The sequence below is a fragment of the Rhodococcus sp. MS16 genome, from assembly GCF_013277795.1.
Taxonomy (GTDB): Bacteria; Actinomycetota; Actinomycetes; order Mycobacteriales; family Mycobacteriaceae; genus Rhodococcus_F; species Rhodococcus_F globerula.
On record NZ_VBTM01000003.1, the window covers coordinates 281,926 to 299,261 of the forward strand.

Genomic DNA, 17,336 nt, shown 5'->3' on the forward strand with positions numbered 1-17,336 from the left:
GTGAACTCTCGCAACGGCTTGATCTTCGCTCTACTGTCCGCTGCGACCTTCGGCGTCTCCGGCCCCTTCGCCAAATCTCTCATCGAATCCGGTTGGTCGCCGGGAGGCGCGGTGTTCGCGCGCGTTGCCGGCGGCGCACTCGTGATGATGGTGATTGCACTGGGAACCCAGTGGCGTCGTATGCGGCAAGTGACGGCCCACACGCGAACGGTATTACTGTACGGAGTGTTCGCAATATCCGGAGTGCAGTTGTGTTTCTTCAATGCGGTGCAACATCTTTCGGTCGGCGTTGCGCTTCTTCTCGAGTACCTGGCCCCCATCATCGTCATCGGATGGGTGTGGATCACCAAGGGCGCACGGCCGAGCGTGCAGACACTTCTGGGAGCAGCGATCGCCCTGGTAGGCGCGGCCGTGGTCATCGATGTCTTCGGCTCGGCAGAGATCAGTGCCGTCGGCGTCGCTTGGGGACTGGCAGCAGCTGCCTGTCTCGCAGTGTATTTCGTAATTTCCGAACGGGCCGACGGCGATCTGCACCCTGTTGTGCTCGCAGCGTCCGGGCTGACTGTCAGCGCAGTGCTCATCGGACTACTCGGAGTGATCGGCGCACTCCCCCTTGCATTCTCGTCGTCGAACACCGTCGTGGCAGGCCATTCTGTGGGAGTGTGGCTGCCGATAGTGATTCTGGTCGTCGTCAGTACCGTCATCGCCTATCTCACCGGCATCGCCGCGATCACGTTGTTGGGACCCACAATCGGGTCGCTCGTAGCCCTCACCGAGGTCCTGTGCGCAGTGATCGCAGCCTGGATACTTGTCGGCGAATCCATCACCGTCATCCAAGGCATCGGCGGCGCAGCGATTATCGTCGGCCTGGTACTCGCCCGCCTCGGCCAGCAGCCACCGAAACCCGCGACTGCCAAACCAATGACAAATGTCATGGCCGAAGAATGACGGATCGACGAGGGCTCCCCTGCCGAAAACCGGCAGATTCGAGGTATGACCTCAGCACAGGCACTGCATCCACCCGTTGACGGACGAGCACACGACGCCATTCGATTGACCGGACTTCACAAGCGCTTCGGCGATGTGGGCGCAGTCAACGGCATCGACCTGAGTATTCGCCCCGGTGAAATAGTGGCGTTTCTCGGCCCGAACGGCGCCGGAAAAACCACCACCATCGACTTGATTCTCGGCCTGTCGAAGCCGACATCCGGTGACGTGAGCGTCTTCGGGATGGCGCCGCGCGCAGCGATAGCCCGCGGACTGGTCTCCGCGGTCATGCAGAGCGGCGGACTACTCAAAGAACTGACAGTTGCCGAGACGGTGCAACTGACGGCGAGTCTGTACGCACACCCTCGCCCCGTCGACGAAGTCCTGCGCCGCGCCGGAATCCTCGACATCGCCGGCCGACTCGTCAGCAAGTGCTCCGGCGGGCAACAGCAGCGCCTGAGATTTGCGATGGCCCTCCTGTCGGACCCGAGACTTCTCATCCTCGACGAACCGACCACCGGCATGGATGTCGAAGGGCGCCGGGACTTCTGGTCGGCCATCCGAGCCGACGCGGATCAAGGACGCACCGTTCTGTTTGCGACGCACTACCTCGAAGAAGCAGACGTCTACGCCGACCGCATCATTCTGGTCCGGCAAGGAACTATCGTGGCCGACGGAACCACCGCCGAGGTCAAAGCCATGGCGTCCGGACGAACCCTGCACGCGCGGGTTCCTGGCCTGACCGACGAACTTCTACGCGCGATCCCGCACTCGGATGCCGTCGAACTGCGCGGCGAGGCACTGACGGTGCACTCAGGCAACACCGACGCCGTCGCACGGTTCCTCCTGAACAACACAGCGGCCCGCGATCTCGAAATCGTCTCGCGCGGACTCGAAGACGCCTTCATCGCACTCACGTCGAACAACTCCGAAGGACAGAAGTGATGACCACTGCAACAGAACGAACCGTCGTACCACTGGGCGGGTTCAACACGACCTTGCTGCGTTTGGAACTGCGTCGCCTGACCCGTAATCGGCGCACGATGCTCTTCACACTTGTCATGCCGGTGGTCTTCTACCTGGTCTTCGGGTTGGGGCAAAGCGACGACGCTCATGACATCGGGCACGGCAACGTCGCGGCGTACATCATGATCAGCATGGCGTTGTACGGCGCGATGCTCGCAACCACCAGCGGCGGCGCGATGGTGTCGATCGAGCGAGCATCCGGGTGGAGCAGGCAACTTCGGCTGACACCGTTGACTCCGGTCGCCTACATCGCCGTCAAATTGATCATGGCCATGCTGCTCGGTCTCGCGTCGATCCTCGTTGTCTATGTTGTCGGCTCGTTCACCTCTGCTCAGATGGACGGATCATTGTGGTTCACAACGGCATTGATCGCTTGGCTCGGATCGTCGATCTTCGCGGCCTTCGGCCTGTTCATGGGATACCTGCTGCCGAGTGAGAACGTCATGCAACTGCTCGGTCCCGGGCTCGCACTGCTGGCATTCGGCGGCGGTCTGTTTGTTCCGCTCCAGGATGGTTCGGTGTGGGCGACCATCGCTCAATTCACTCCGATGTTCGGCATCAACGCGCTGGCGCACGCGCCGCTGACCGGCAATAGCGTCCACTGGACGTGGATCGTCAATATTCTGGTGTGGTTCGCCGTCTTCGCTGCCGGAGCGATCTGGCGGTTCCAACAAGATACGGAGCGTGTGTAGTTGTCGGAGACCACTCGCCCAATCGATTCCGCCGCGATGCCGCGACGGAATCGTTTCGGCATTCTGTTTGCCGCCGTGTGGATGATTTTTCTCGGTGGTCCCCTCATCGAGGGATGGAACCTTCGCGACGAATTACGCGGCTGGGCAGGGATTCTTGCGACGCTTACCTTCGGCGCTCTCTACCTCTACACCTTTGCCCGGGTACAGCAGCGCCGTCTCACCCTCAGCGGGGAACCGACAGTTCGCCGCGCGGTACTCACGTTGGCCGGTCTGACTGCACTCGCTGCTGTGATCATCGTCAGTGTCGGGCCGACCGGTCTCGCAACTGCGCCCTACCTCGCGGTCACGGCCGTCACAATGCTTCCGACCGTGGCCGGCGGCATTCTCACCTTGGCCATTGCCGCTTCGGTGGAAATCGTCAGTGTCAGCGCCGGATGGGGAAACTATTCGGGCCTGTCACTCGGAGTGTGCGCCGCCGCGTTTGCCACGTGGGGCGTCATGTCCCTCATCAGACGCAATATTGCGATGGTCCACGAACGAGAAGAACAGGAACTGCGTGCCGTCATGGAAGAACGCGCTCGAATGGCGCGCGATCTCCATGACATCCTCGGACATTCGCTCACCGTCATCACCGTCAAAGCCGAACTGGCCAACCGATTGTTGGACGTCGACGTCGAGCGAGCTCGCAGTGAACTCGACGATCTCGAACGGCTTTCCCGAGACGCTTTGGCTGATGTGCGCTCGGCCGTGGACGGCTTTCGAACCATCTCACTTCCCGTCGAGATCGCCCGTGCCCGGGAGGCTCTCCGTGCCGCCGGCATCGAAGATCATTCCCCGAACAGTACCGAAATGGTCCCGCGACACTTGCGGGAGTTGTTTGCCTGGACAGTTCGGGAAGGTGTCACCAACGTCGTACGTCACAGCGCCGCAACACAATGCACCATCACCATCGACGAGAAGAGCGTCGAAATTGTCGACGACGGGATCTCCGGTGAGAATACGACGATCGGCAACGGGTTGACCGGACTGCGTGAACGCGCCGCAGCGGCGGGAGCCCGCCTGACCATCAACAGCGCCGCGCACCAGGGCTTTTCACTGCAGGTCCATGAACAGGAGAACACGTGAGCATTCGGCTACTACTCGCCGACGACCAGGCATTGGTTCGCGGCGCCCTGGCGGCGCTCCTCGATCTCGAAACCGATCTGACCGTGGTCGCGGAAGTTGGTCGAGGCGACGAGGTTGTTGCGGCAGCTATGGAACACCGCCCCGACGTTGCGCTACTGGACGTGGAGATGCCGGGGATGGACGGGATCGCTGCCACGTCGGCGTTGCTGGAAGCGCTCCCACAGACACGCGTGCTGATCGTGACAACCTTCGGGCGGCCAGGATTTCTTCGCAAGGCAATGCACGCCGGGGCCACCGGTTTTGTCGTCAAGGACACCCCGGCGCGGCAACTCGCCGACGCGGTACGACGCGTTCATGCGGGGTTGCGCGTCGTAGATCCCACGTTGGCGGCAGACAGCCTTGTCAGCGGCGAATCTCCGCTGACCGACCGCGAAACCGAAGTACTGCGCGCCGCGAAGGCCGGCGCACCCGTTGCAGCTATCGCCGCCGAGCTATTCCTGTCAGCCGGCACCGTTCGCAATCACCTGTCGTCCGCGATGGGGAAGACCGGTGGTGCAACACGCGGAGAATCTGCCCGAATCGCCGAATCCAACGGTTGGTTATAAGAAGAGCAGGGTCCCCACATAGAGTCCCGTATCCGGCAATTCCGTCGCAATTAATGCCAATCCCTCTCCCGCCTGCAGTTCTGACCCAAATCTTCACGTATCCTGTTACCTGGTTCCACAGCAACACGTTGCGGAACCAAGTAGCGGAGTACCGACCCACCTTTGGTTACCTACCAGTTATCAGATGGTTGAGCGGACAACACAGGGGGAAGGCTCATGGCGAGATTCAGCCAACGATTGAATGCGCTGTTCGAGTCCGCCCCCAATCACGTCACCAACGCCATGGTTGTGCGCAGCATGACCGAAGACGGTTGTCGCATCTCGACTCCCTACTTGTCGCAACTCCGCACGGGTGTCCGAACCAATCCCTCACCCGAAGTTGTCTCCGCCCTCGCCCGATTCTTCGAAGTGACTCCGGACTATTTTTTCAACCCCGACCAAGAAGTGCCATTTCTTGCAAGCGGCGATTCCGACCATATTCTGCTCGCACAGCTTCACAATGATCGCCTACGCAATCTCACGTCCCGGGTCGTCGACCTTTCTCCGGCATCACAGGCCCTGCTTGTCGAAATGGCAGAAAATCTCCGATCATCGGAAAATCTTCCCCGCGTCCCTCCCGACTCCAACTCGTACTCGTGGCGCGCCTAGCCCGTCGACAGAAGGCATACAGGCACTCCTTTTCCTGCTCCGACGCTCGTGGCCCTATGCTGGGCAACGCAGCTGGTTCGCCCGGCGCGGTCATGAGGAGCCCCGAAGACCGTTCCTGGCGTCGAAGCTCCGTCAGCCCAGGCTGACGGAGCGAGAGGGAACCCGGTGAAAATCCGGGACTGTCCCGCAGCGGTAAGCAGGAACGACCGCCGTCTACATGCACTGGGCATCTTGCCTGGGAAGCGACGGCCAGTAGGTTCGATCACCACGATCGAGAGCCCGCGAGTCCGAAGACCTGCCGACTGTGTCGGGCACGCCGTGCCCGACGGTCCACCGCCTCGTGGAATGGGCGCGTAGATCTCGAGAAGTGGTCGCATGTTTGATCGCGGCCTCATGAGGTGTACCCGTCTGCCGGCAGTGGCCATCAGTGCAATGGCAATCTGGAGAAACTCCGTGACAACAACATTCACCGCGACCGTGCTGGGCTCTCCGCGCATCGGTCCTCATCGCGAACTCAAGCGGGCCATCGAAAGCTACTGGGCGGGGCGTATCGACGCCGACGCCTTGGCGCGAGTAGCTCGTGACCTCCGTCGGCAGGGCTTGGCCGACCTTCGTGACCAGGGTCTCGACTCCATCCCGGTCAACACTTTTTCCTTCTACGACCAGATGCTCGACACGGCAGTGCTTCTCGGGGCGTTGCCCGAGCGGGTCGCCTCCGTCGCCGATCCGTTGGACCGCTATTTTGCGGCCGCACGCGGCACCGACACCATCGCACCGCTCGAGATGACGAAGTGGTTCGATACCAATTACCACTATCTGGTCCCCGAGATTTCACCGTCGACGACTTTCGCGCTCGACGCCTCCAAGGTGCTCGGCGAACTGGCGGAAGCACTCGCCGACGGAATTCCCGCTCGCCCGGTTGTTATCGGACCCGTCACGTTCCTTCTCCTCTCGAAGGCTGTCGGAACCGAAGAACCTCTTCTGACGCGGACCGATGAACTGGTTCCGCTGTACGCGGACCTTCTCGGCAAGCTTGCCGAAGCCGGGGCCACGTGGGTACAGATCGACGAACCGGCGCTCGTCGGCGACCGCACCGACGAGGAGATCGAGGCCGCGCGGTCGCTCTACGAACAGCTTTCGTTGTTGTCGAACCGACCGGCAATTTTGCTGGCGTCATACTTCGGCTCGTTGGGCGATGCACTGCCCGCCCTGGCGTCCACCGCAGTCGACGGTTTTGCGATCGACCTTGTCGCAGGACATGATTCGATAGGTTCCGTCACAGACCTCGCCCGAAAATTGGTAGTCGCCGGAGTTGTCGACGGCCGTAACATCTGGCGAACGGACCTGGATTCGGCGCTGTCCACGCTTGGCGGGCTGCTCGGCAGCGTCGAGAGGCTTGCCGTCTCCACGTCGTGCTCACTCCTGCACGTTCCGTACTCGCTCTCGCAGGAACCTGATCTCGACAAAGCCCTTCGCTCGTGGCTTGCATTCGGCGCCGAAAAGGTGCGGGAAGTGGCAACACTTGCGACCGCACTGACCCAGGGTCGCGAATCCGTCGAGGACGAATTCGGCCTCGCTCGCGCCGCCGCGTCGACTCGCAGGGACGACAAGCGACTCAACGACGCACGCGTGCGTGGGCGTCTTGAAGCCGTGCTGAATTCGGCGACCAACCGCGCACCGGCAGCAGAGCGCCGTAAAGCTCAGGCCGAATTGCTGTCGCTTCCTCCCCTTCCGACCACCACTATCGGTTCGTACCCGCAGACATCCAAGATTCGGGTGGCTCGTGCGGCATTGCGCAAGGGCGAGATCGACGGAGGCGAATACATCTCGCGCATGCGCGCCGAGATCGCGGATGTGGTTGCGCTCCAAGAGAAGTTGCACCTGGACGTGCTCGTGCACGGAGAACCCGAACGCAACGACATGGTCCAGTACTTCGCCGAACAGCTCGAGGGATTCTTCGCGACCGCGAACGGTTGGGTGCAGTCGTACGGAACACGCTGTGTACGTCCGCCGATCCTTTACGGCGATGTCTCCCGGCCGAAGCCGATGACAGTCGACTGGATCACCTACGCGCAGTCACTGACCGACAAACCGGTCAAGGGGATGCTCACGGGACCGGTCACGATTCTGGCGTGGTCGTTCGTGCGTGACGATCAGCCACTTGCCGACTCCGCCAATCAGGTTGCACTGGCGATTCGGGACGAAACCGTCGACCTACAGGCTGCCGGCATCGGCATCATCCAGGTAGACGAGCCCGCACTTCGTGAGCTGCTCCCGTTGCGGGCCGCCGATCAGTCGGCATACCTGGACTGGTCGGTCGGGTCGTTCCGACTGGCAACGTCGGGCGTCGCGGATTCCACGGCGATCCACACCCATCTCTGCTACTCGGAGTTCGGTGCCGTGATCGGCGCGATCGCGGGACTGGATGCCGATGTCACCTCGATCGAGGCGGCCCGCTCGCACATGGAGGTTTTGGACGACCTCAGCGCCGTCGGGTTCGACCTTGGCGTCGGCCCCGGTGTGTACGACATTCACTCTCCGCGGGTGCCGAGCGTCGACGAGATTGCCGGCTCGCTGCGTGAAGCACTCGAGGCTGTCCCGGTGGAACGGTTGTGGGTCAATCCTGACTGCGGCTTGAAGACACGAGGTCCGGTCGAGGTAGAAGCGTCGCTGCGTAACCTCGTCGAGGCGGCAAAGCTGGTGCGAGCGGAGTTGTAGGGGGCTCCGCCCCCCTGTGCGCCTTTTTGGTAGTCGGCACTACCGGAAAGGCGCACAGGCGCTTCGCGCCTTTTTAGTACATTCATATACAAACGTGCCTCTTGATCGCGCTAGAGTGACGCCATGGAAGCCGCAGCAGAAGAAACTCAGGGAACGGCCGGAGAGCTCAATTTTTGGTCGTTCATCGAGTTGGCGAACAAAAGACTGTCCGACGAGCACGGCTTTCGCCACCACCTCGCCACCGAGGTTCTCCTGACACTCAACCGCGCATCCAACGTGGTCACGTATGACCTCGAGTCGTCGATACACCGACCACGCGGCTGGTCGTGGTCATCCTTCCGCCTGATGTTCGTGACCTGGCTGGCCGGGCCGATCGAGCCGAAAGCCGCTGCCGAGCTCACTGGAATGAGTCGGGCGGCCGTGTCGAACCTGTCCAAATCACTGCTGGCCGACGGCTTGATCGATCGTCGCCCTACCGAGAACGACGGCCGTTCGGTGCAGCTCTACCTGACCGAGATGGGCAGAGACGCGATGGTCGAGGCGTTTCGCGAGCAGAACGAGCGCGAACACGCGTGGGTCAGCGTCCTCAGCGAAGCTGAGCAGCGGATTCTTGTGATGCTCCTGGACAAACTGATCAGCAATCGCAGCCAGTTCGACGTGCGCGGACGGAACTAACAACACAACCCGCACCCCCTGAAGGGTTGCACCTGTCACATCATTTTAGTTAATGTGTTTACTATCTGGTCAACGTGAGTCAGACGGAAACAGCACAGAAGGAGGCCGGACATGGCGTTCTACCGACAACTCGGCAATGTCCCCCCGAAGCGTCACACTCAGCACCGTGACGAAGCAGGAAACCTCTACTACGAGGAGTTGATGGGCGAAGAAGGATTCTCCTCCGACTCGTCGCTCCTGTACCACCGCGAGATTCCGTCGGCGATCGTCGACGCCACGCTCTGGGAACTGCGTGACCAGAGCACCACGCCCAATCACCCACTCAAACCGCGGCATCTGAAGCTGCACGACCTGTTCCCGGAAAGTATCTGGGCCGAAACGGATGTGGTGACCGGACGGCGCCTGATCCTCGGCAATGCCGACGTCCGCCTGTCCTACGTCATTGCCGGCGCGGCATCGCCCCTGTACCGCAACGCAATCGGCGACGAGATGGTCTACATCGAATCCGGTGAAGCCACTGTCGAAACGGTATTCGGCGCACTCGAAGCACGCGAAGGCGACTACGTCCTCATCCCGATGTCCACGACGCATCGCTGGATACCCAAGGGCGACAAGCCACTGCGCGCCTACGCGATCGAAGCGAACAGCCACATCGTTCCGCCCAAGCGTTACCTCTCACGATTCGGCCAGTTGCTCGAGAACGCACCGTTCTGCGAGCGCGACCTACACGGACCCACGGCTCCCCTGATCGCCGAAGGTACCGATGTGGAGGTCTTGGTCAAGCACCGGACGTCGGCCGGCATCGTGGGAACCCGCATGGTCTACCCGACGCATCCCTTCGACGTGGTCGGCTGGGACGGTTGCCTGTACCCGTACACGTTCAACATCTCCGACTACGAACCCATCACCGGCCGCGTTCACCAGCCGCCGCCGGCGCATCAGGCGTTCGAGGGCAACAACTTCGTGATCTGTAACTTCGTGCCACGCAAGGTCGACTACCACCCGCTGTCGATTCCCGTGCCGTACTACCACTCCAATGTCGACTCCGACGAGATCATGTTCTATTGCGGCGGCGACTACGAAGCACGCAAGGGTTCCGGCATCGGCCAGGGTTCCATCTCGGTTCATCCCGGCGGACACGCACACGGCCCGCAGCCAGGAGCGTACGAGCGCAGCATCGGTGCAGAGTTCTTCGACGAACTCGCCGTCATGGTCGACACGTTCCGGCCGCTCGAACTCGGCGAAGGCGCATTGGCCTGCGAAGATGACAACTACGCCTGGAGTTGGGCCGGACGGGGGCCTGCACAATGACCGTCATCTCCCCACTTCTGCGTGGTCTGTGCGACGACGCCGCCCTGTTCCCACCCGGCAATGCTCCTCTCGCCGAAGCAGTTCCGTCGCATCAGTCCTACCTCGAAGCCGGCTACTCAGCATTGGTCGGCCCGTTCGTCTTCCCCGCGCCGCGATTGGACGAACTCTCCGCTCACATCTCTGCCGATCATCCTGTGGCACTGAGCCTCACAGTTCCTGCCGGTCCGGACGCCACTGCGGCAGCGGTGGCGAAGGCCCTGGCCATCCCGGGCGTCGATGTCGTAGCGGTGGAGGTTGGAACACCTTCCGGCGTAGCGGCCGATCATGCTTTCGACGAGCTGGCGCGCATTCACGCCGCGTATCCCTACATCGACATCTTTGTCGAGGTTCCCCGCGACGATCGACGCGACAGCTACATTGCCGCGCTGGAAAAGGCCGGTTACAGCGCGAAGTTCCGCACCGGCGGCGTTCAGGCCGAGGCGTATCCCGACGAGAACGAACTCGCTGACGCCATCATTTCCGTTGTCCGCGCTGGTATTCCGTTCAAGGCCACCGCAGGGCTGCATCATGCCGTACGGAACACAGATCCCGACACGGGTTTCGAGCAGCACGGCTTCCTCAACATCCTGTCGGCAGTCGGCGCTGCGGCGACCGGCGCAGATCGGTCCGATGTAGTTGCCGCACTGGCAGAACGTGACGGAACCACTATCGCACACAGCGTGTCCGAACTCGATGACCAGGACGTGCGTCGACGCTTCCTCTCGTTCGGCACCTGCAGCATCTCGGACCCACTGACCGAACTCGAAGACCTGGGACTGATCAACCGGTCCGAGAAGACAGAAGGAACACTCACATGACCATGACGACCATCAACATTCCCGCCGACTCGCTCTTCGGGCTCGACAATCTGCCATACGGTGTGTTCTCCCCCGCAGGCGGCGCTCCGCGTGTCGGCGTTCGAGTGGGTGACTCTGTCATCGACCTTGCAGTGGCACTGGGCGATTCCGTCTTCTCGGAACCGACGTTGAACGCGTTCATGGCACAAGGCCGCGATCGCTGGGTATCCGTGCGCAACCAGATCAGCGAACTTGCAACCGGGGAGATCCCCTCCGACGCAGTCTTTTCCAGTGACTCCGTCGAGATGCACCTGCCGATCGCTGTGGCCGACTACGTCGACTTCTACGCGTCGGAGAATCACGCCACCAACCTCGGCCGTCTCTTCCGCCCGGATTCCGCTCCCCTGATGCCCAACTGGAAGCACCTTCCCGTGGGCTACCACGGGCGTTCGAGCACCGTCGTCGTATCCGGCACAGACATCATTCGTCCCTGTGGCCAGCGCAAGAGCCCTGACCAGGCGAACCCGGATTTCGGACCGTCGCGCCGCCTCGACATCGAGGCCGAGATGGGATTCATCGTCGGAACCCCTTCGAAGATGGGCGATTCCATCACGCCTGACGAATTTGCCGACCACGTCTTCGGAGCCGTTGTCGTGAACGACTGGTCTGCCCGCGACATTCAGGCGTGGGAATACGTCCCGCTTGGCCCCAACCTGGGCAAGAGCTTTGCCACGTCCATCTCCCCGTGGGTCGTCCCGCTTCTCGCTCTCGAAGCTGCCCGCATCGACACTCCCGTCCAGGATCCCGAACCCCTCCCCTACCTGCGCGGCGAGGAAAAGTGGGGACTCGACATCGACCTCGCTGTCGAATGGAACGGTCACGTCGTCTCCCGTCCGCCGTACGCGCAGATGTACTGGTCACCCGCGCAGATGTTGGCCCACACCACCATCAACGGAGCGGTCGCGAGTACCGGCGATCTCTTTGCGTCCGGAACCATCTCGGGCCCCGAGAAGAACCAGCGCGGCGCCTTCATCGAACTGACCTGGGGCGGAAAAGAACCCGTCGCTGTCGGCGACGAGACTCGCACCTTCCTCGAAGACGGAGATGTCATCTCCATCTCGGCCACCGCACCAGCAGCCGGCGGTTCACGCATCGGGTTCGGTGAGGTCAGCGCACGTATCCTCCCGGCCACGCAGGCAGATCGATAAGCACAACCACATAGCTCGACTCGACGCCGCACAGGTCCCCGCTATTTCGGTGGGACTCCTGTGCGGCGTCGTCGTCGTTCCGGTCGCACCGAGCTCTTCGTTCGCCCCTGGGAGATTCCAGCGGGACCCCCTGACAGCTGCCGCATCCACCTTAGGTAAGGTTCGCCTAACTCACAGGGAGTATACAGCTGGTTCCCAGGTCTCGGACGACTGCGCCTGCTGTGCCGACTCCGTTGGCCGACACCGAGAACGGATTGACGATGACGCTTCTCCAGCGCAGTAGGACTTCACTTGCCCGCACGGTTCTGGGTGAGGACAACTACCGCCGTGTGCTCCGAGTAATCAATGATCGGCGACAGAAGCCGCGCGTCGGCAAGGTGCGTTTCGGCGACCTCCGAAGGATCGAGCCGATCTGCCGTGAATACGGTTTCGAGCGTGGACGTCCGATCGATCGCTTCTACATCGAGAACTTTCTCGACACGAACAGCCACCTGATCACCGGATCCGTGCTGGAGATCGGCGAGCGGACCTACACCGAGGCTTTCGGTGAGGGTGTCACCCGTTCGGACATGCTGCACGTCGCAGACGTGGAAGACGCGACCTACGTCGCCGATCTCACCGACGCACCGAACGTGCCGAGCAACACCTACGACTGCATCATCCTGACGCAGACGCTGCAGATGATCTTCGACACGAACGCCGCAGTGGCGACGCTCCATCGCATTCTCAAGCCCGGCGGCGTGGTGCTGTGCACGGTGCCCGGCATCAGTCAGATCGCCGACCCGGTGTGGAACTCGACCTGGTACTGGTCGTTCACGGAATTGGCCGTGAATCGACTGTTCGACGGCCCCTTCCCCCGCGAGAGCGTCGACGTGCGGGCGTTCGGCAATGTGCTGTCGGCTACCGCCTTCCTGCACGGCATGGCCGACCGCGAACTGAAGAGGCAGGAACTGAACGTCTTCGACCCCGAGTACCCCGTCATCGTGACGGTCGCGGCACGCAAGGGCGACGATGTCGAGGCGTGACGCCCTCGCCCGGATGCTCCGGCTACGCACCCGGAAACAACGGCGCCGCGGCGGCATCCTGATGTACCACTGCATCAGCGAGGAGATCTACGACCCCTGGGCAATCTGCGTCTCCCCGAACGCATTCGACGACCAGATGGCAGTACTCGCCCAGGCGCGTGCCGCCGTCGACCTCGCGAACTTTGCGGGCAGCGATGCCTATACGCGCACCGGTTCCCAGTTGGCCGTGACATTCGACGACGGTTACGTCGACAATCTTGTCGCCGCATTGCCGGTACTCGAGCGTTACGAGATTCCGGCGACCATCTTTGTCATCGGAAACGCCGTCGGTCGCACCCGCGAATTCTGGTGGGACGGTTTGCAACGCGCCGTGCCGAGCGGTGAACCACTACCGGATCGGCTGGATTTTCCGTTCGGAAAAGGCCGGCGGACCTTCACGCTGAACGAGCGCCCCGGCGACAGCGCGACGAATGCGCGCTGGCGTGCCGACAGCGGCGAGATCACAACCTCCCGTCAAGCGTTGTTTCGCGCGCTCTGGGACGCAATCGTCGTGCTGGAGCCGACCGAGCAGGACGACGCGATCGATCATGTGCTGGCCTGGGGAGGCAGGACGGCGACGACGCCCACGGCGCGAGTGGCGCTCGACGCGGAACAGTTCGCGCAACTCTCAGATCACCCGCTGATCACCCTCGGCAGTCACACACTCGACCACGTCTCGTTGACAGACCTTCCGGCCGAGCGGCAGCGCACGCAGATCAGCGCCGGACACCGCAAGATCGAGGAGCTGTCCGGCCGTCCGATCACTCGATTCTCGTACCCGTACGGGCGTTTCGACGACACTGCCCGGGCTGCGGTCCGCGAACTCGGCATCGACGTCGCGTGCACCAGCGTGCCCATGCCTGCGATCGGCAGTGACGACCCCTGCGCCTTACCGCGGGTACAGGCCACCGAGATGGACGGCGACCAGTTCACCCGATGGCTGCGCGAAGACTACGGACTTATCCGAGGGCAACTGCTCCAGTAACACGATCGGCCGCAGCCGGAAGTACTTACGGCTCGATCACCACCAGCAAGTCACCACCCTCCACCTGTGCCAACGGGGCAATGGCGAGCCTGCCCACGAAACCGGCGCATGGCACGGTGATCGAGGCCTCCATCTTCATCGCCTCGATCGTGGCAACCGTGTCACCAGCCGAGACCTTCTGCCCCGGTTCGACAGTCAATGTCACCACTCCGGCAAATGGTGCGGGAACGTGCCCAGGAACGCTCCGGTCAGCCTTCTCTGCAGCCGGAACGGTGTCGGCGATGCTCCGGTCTCGCACCGAAACCGGCCTCAGTTGACCGTTGAGGATGCACATCACCGTCCGGAACCCGCGCTCGTCCGGCTCGGAGATCGCTTCGAGTCCGATGATCAATTCCACGCCAGGTTCGAGTTTCACGCGATGTTCCTCGCCGCGGCGCAAACCGTAGAAGAACTGATTTGCGGAAAGCCTCGAGGTGTCGCCGTAATGCTCGAGGTGTTCCAGGTAGTCCCGTGTCGGACCGGGGAACAACAACCGATTCAACGTCGACCGGACTTCCCCGGATTCTCCGTCAAGCGCTTTCGTATCCTCGACGGACAGCTTCACCTCGGGCTTTGCCGGACCACGGCCTTCCAATGCCCTGGTACGGAACGGCTCCGGCCAACCTGCCGGCGGAGTACCCAATTCGCCACGCAGAAAGCCGATCACCGATTCGGGGATATCGAACTTCGCAGGATCTGCAGCAAACTCATCGGCGCTCACTCCCGCACCCACCAGGTGAAGAGCCAAGTCGCCGACCACCTTCGATGACGGCGTCACCTTGACGAGACGCCCCAGCATCCGGTCTGCCGCCGCATACTTCGACTCGACATCCTCGAAACGATCACCTAGACCCAATGCCGTTGCCTGGGTGCGTAGATTGGACAGCTGGCCACCGGGAATCTCGTGTGTGTAGACCCGGCCGGTCGGCGCCGGAACACCGGACTCGAACGGTGAGTACACCTTTCGCAATGACTCCCAGTAGGGTTCCAGGTTGCACACGGCCGCAAGATCAATTCCAGTGTCGTACTCGGAGTGAGCCGCGGCAGCCACGATCGCCGACAACGCCGGCTGACTGGTGGTTCCGGCCATCGGAGCAGAGGCGCCGTCCACCGCGTCGGCGCCGGCCTGCCACGCCGCCAGGTAAGTCGCGAGCTGTCCGCCCGGAGTGTCGTGGGTGTGGACGTGCACCGGAAGGTCGAAGTTGCTCCGCAGTGCGGAAACGAGAGTCGCGGCGGCAGGTGCCCGAAGCAATCCTGCCATGTCCTTGATCGCGAGAACGTGAGCTCCCGCTTCCACGATCTCCTCCGCGAGGCGGAGGTAGTAGTCGAGCGTGTAGAGCTTCTCCGCGGGATTCGACAGGTCACCGGTGTAACTGAGCGCCACCTCCGCGACTGTCGTGCCGGTCTCGCGGACTGCGTCGATGGCCGGTCGCATCTGATCTATGTTGTTGAGAGCGTCGAAGATTCGGAAGATATCGACGCCGGTACGGGCAGCTTCCTCCACGAACGCGGTGGTCACCTTTTCCGGATACGGCGTGTACCCGACGGTGTTACGGCCACGCAGCAACATCTGTAAGCAGATATTCGGAACTGCTTCACGCAACGCCGCGAGCCTCTCCCATGGATCTTCCTTCAAGAAGCGGAGCGCCACATCATAAGTTGCACCACCCCAAGCCTCGATGGACAACAGTTCCGGAGTCATCCGAGACACATGGCCGGCCACCGCGAGGAGACCGCTGGTACGAACCCTGGTCGCGAGAAGTGACTGATGCGCGTCACGGAATGTGGTATCCGTGACGGCCACGGCATTCTGCTGACGCAAGGCAGCAGCAAAACCGGCCGGACCCAACTCCACAAGTCGCTGCTTGGAACCGTCTTTCGGTGTCGTGGTCAGGTCGATTTTCGGGAGTTTGTCGTGCGGATAGCCCTGCGACGGCCGCTTTCCGTTCGGCTGGTTCACCGTCACGTCGGCGAGATAGGTGAGGATCTTCGTTCCCCGGTCTGCCGATACCCGCGACGTGAGAAGCCGGGGACGTTCCTCGATGAACGATGTTGTCACCTCGCCCGCACGGAAGTCCGCGTCGTCTAGAACTGCTTGCAGGAAGGGGATATTGGTGGAAACTCCACGAATGCGGAATTCGGTGACTGCGCGCCTGGCCCGCGAGATGGCTGTGGGGAGATCGCGTCCGCGGCAGGTCAGCTTCACCAACATGGAATCGAAATGAGCGCCGACTTCCGCACCGAGTGTCGTGCCGCCGTCGAGGCGGACCCCGGCACCACCCGGTGTGCGGTAAGCGGTGATGCGCCCGGTGTCCGGCCGAAAGCCGTTTGCCGGGTCCTCGGTAGTGATGCGCAATTGAAGTGCGGCGCCGCGCAGAACGATCGACTCCTGCCGAAGTCCCAGATCGGCGAGGGTCTCACCCGAAGCGATTCGGAGCTGAGCCTGAACCAGATCGACGTCCGTGACTTCTTCGGTGACAGTGTGCTCCACCTGGATTCGCGGGTTCATCTCGATGAACACGTGGTTGCCACGAGTGTCGAGCAGGAACTCGACAGTGCCGGCACACGAGTAGTTGATGGCTTTCGCAAAGGCCACGGCATCGGCACAGATCTTCTCGCGCAGTCCGGCCGGAAGGTTTGGAGCAGGCGCAATTTCTACGACCTTCTGATGGCGTCGTTGCACACTGCAGTCGCGCTCGAACAGGTGGATAACGTTGCCCTCGCCGTCAGCGAGGATCTGCACCTCGATATGGCGAGGGTCGACCACTGCCTGCTCGAGAAATACCGTAGCGTCACCAAACGCCGACTCAGCTTCTCGGGCAGCAGCTTCGATCGATTCCCGCAACTGTGAGCGTTCGGCAACGCGGCGCATCCCCCGCCCGCCGCCGCCAGCGACTGCTTTCACGAAAATCGGGAACTCCATCGACTCCGCAGCTTTCATCAGCGCGTCGATGTCGGTGGACGGTTCGGAAGACTCGAGAACCGGCAGTCCCGCTGTTCGCGCTGCTGCGATTGCGCGGGCCTTGTTTCCCGTCAACTCCAACACCTCGGCCGACGGCCCCACGAACGTAAGACCCGCCTCGGCACATGCTGCCGCGAGTTCAGGGTTCTCCGAAAGAAATCCATAACCCGGATAGACGGCGTCGGCGCCCGCCTTCTTCGCTGCTGCAACCACTTCCGACACTGACAGGTACGCACGAACAGGATGCCCCTTCTCCCCGATCTGATAGCTCTCATCGGCTTTGGACCGGTGGATCGAGTTCCGATCCTCGTACGGGAACACAGCCACCGTTCCGGCACCTAGTTCGTAGGCAGCGCGGAACGCGCGAATGGCAATTTCGCCTCGGTTGGCGACAAGCACTTTGGAGAACATGAAGAAGAAAACCTCGCTGTCGAGTGTGGTTCGGTACCGCGAAA

Annotated in this window: 14 protein-coding genes and 1 riboswitch; of the genes, 13 read left to right on the forward strand and 1 reads right to left on the reverse strand. The window is 62.1% G+C overall.

Annotated elements, in window-relative coordinates; genetic code table 11:
- The 13 genes from FEZ60_RS06350 to FEZ60_RS06410 all read left to right on the forward strand — a co-directional run bounded on the left by FEZ60_RS06350 (position 1) and on the right by FEZ60_RS06410 (position 13,880).
- A complete protein-coding gene (locus FEZ60_RS06350; RefSeq protein ID WP_033234031.1) occupies positions 1-948 on the forward strand; it encodes an EamA family transporter in 948 nt (315 codons plus the stop codon).
- Positions 949-993: 45 nt separating this feature from the next.
- Positions 994-1,932, forward strand: coding sequence for an ABC transporter ATP-binding protein (locus tag FEZ60_RS06355; protein ID WP_045068910.1), 939 nt, complete (start codon positions 994-996; stop codon positions 1,930-1,932).
- Positions 1,932-2,705 carry an ABC transporter permease gene (locus FEZ60_RS06360; RefSeq protein WP_092806503.1) on the forward strand — a complete coding sequence of 258 codons (774 nt, stop codon included), beginning with the start codon at positions 1,932-1,934 and terminating at the stop codon, positions 2,703-2,705. Before FEZ60_RS06355 ends, FEZ60_RS06360 begins: the two co-directional genes overlap by 1 nt.
- Before the next feature lie 36 nt (positions 2,706-2,741).
- Positions 2,742-3,830: a histidine kinase gene (locus FEZ60_RS06365; protein ID WP_045069770.1), complete on the forward strand. Its 1,089-nt coding sequence runs from the start codon at positions 2,742-2,744 to the stop codon at positions 3,828-3,830.
- Complete coding sequence (locus FEZ60_RS06370; RefSeq protein WP_033234027.1) at positions 3,827-4,435, forward strand: response regulator transcription factor; 609 nt, start codon at positions 3,827-3,829, stop codon at positions 4,433-4,435. Before FEZ60_RS06365 ends, FEZ60_RS06370 begins: the two co-directional genes overlap by 4 nt.
- Positions 4,436-4,651: 216 nt before the next feature.
- Positions 4,652-5,083 carry a helix-turn-helix transcriptional regulator gene (locus tag FEZ60_RS06375; RefSeq protein WP_045068905.1) on the forward strand — a complete coding sequence of 144 codons (432 nt, stop codon included), beginning with the start codon at positions 4,652-4,654 and terminating at the stop codon, positions 5,081-5,083.
- Positions 5,084-5,199: 116 nt separating this feature from the next.
- Positions 5,200-5,401: riboswitch (cobalamin riboswitch) on the forward strand.
- Between the two features lie 135 nt (positions 5,402-5,536).
- Complete coding sequence (gene metE / locus FEZ60_RS06380; protein ID WP_045069768.1) at positions 5,537-7,801, forward strand: 5-methyltetrahydropteroyltriglutamate--homocysteine S-methyltransferase; 2,265 nt, start codon at positions 5,537-5,539, stop codon at positions 7,799-7,801.
- A gap of 123 nt (positions 7,802-7,924) precedes the next feature.
- Entirely contained in the window at positions 7,925-8,476 is a 552-nt protein-coding gene (locus FEZ60_RS06385; RefSeq protein WP_033234025.1) for a MarR family transcriptional regulator, read from the forward strand.
- 111 nt (positions 8,477-8,587) lie between these two features.
- Entirely contained in the window at positions 8,588-9,787 is a 1,200-nt protein-coding gene (locus FEZ60_RS06390) for a cupin domain-containing protein (protein WP_033234024.1), read from the forward strand.
- Positions 9,784-10,644: a hypothetical protein gene (locus FEZ60_RS06395; protein WP_116102192.1), complete on the forward strand. Its 861-nt coding sequence runs from the start codon at positions 9,784-9,786 to the stop codon at positions 10,642-10,644. The genes FEZ60_RS06390 and FEZ60_RS06395 overlap by 4 nt, the downstream gene beginning before the upstream one ends.
- 2 nt (positions 10,645-10,646) lie before the next feature.
- Positions 10,647-11,831, forward strand: coding sequence for a fumarylacetoacetase (gene fahA / locus FEZ60_RS06400; protein WP_116102352.1), 1,185 nt, complete (start codon positions 10,647-10,649; stop codon positions 11,829-11,831).
- A 221-nt stretch (positions 11,832-12,052) separates the two neighbouring features.
- A complete protein-coding gene (locus tag FEZ60_RS06405; protein ID WP_287160513.1) occupies positions 12,053-12,856 on the forward strand; it encodes a methyltransferase domain-containing protein in 804 nt (267 codons plus the stop codon).
- On the forward strand, positions 12,843-13,880 hold the full coding sequence (locus tag FEZ60_RS06410; RefSeq protein WP_242484461.1) for a polysaccharide deacetylase family protein: 1,038 nt from the start codon (positions 12,843-12,845) through the stop codon (positions 13,878-13,880). Before FEZ60_RS06405 ends, FEZ60_RS06410 begins: the two co-directional genes overlap by 14 nt.
- Positions 13,881-13,905: 25 nt before the next feature.
- On the opposite strand, the gene FEZ60_RS06415 is transcribed toward FEZ60_RS06410, so the two are convergent.
- A complete protein-coding gene (locus FEZ60_RS06415) occupies positions 13,906-17,292 on the reverse strand; it encodes a pyruvate carboxylase (RefSeq protein ID WP_045069758.1) in 3,387 nt (1,128 codons plus the stop codon).
- Positions 17,293-17,336: the final 44 nt, after the last annotated feature.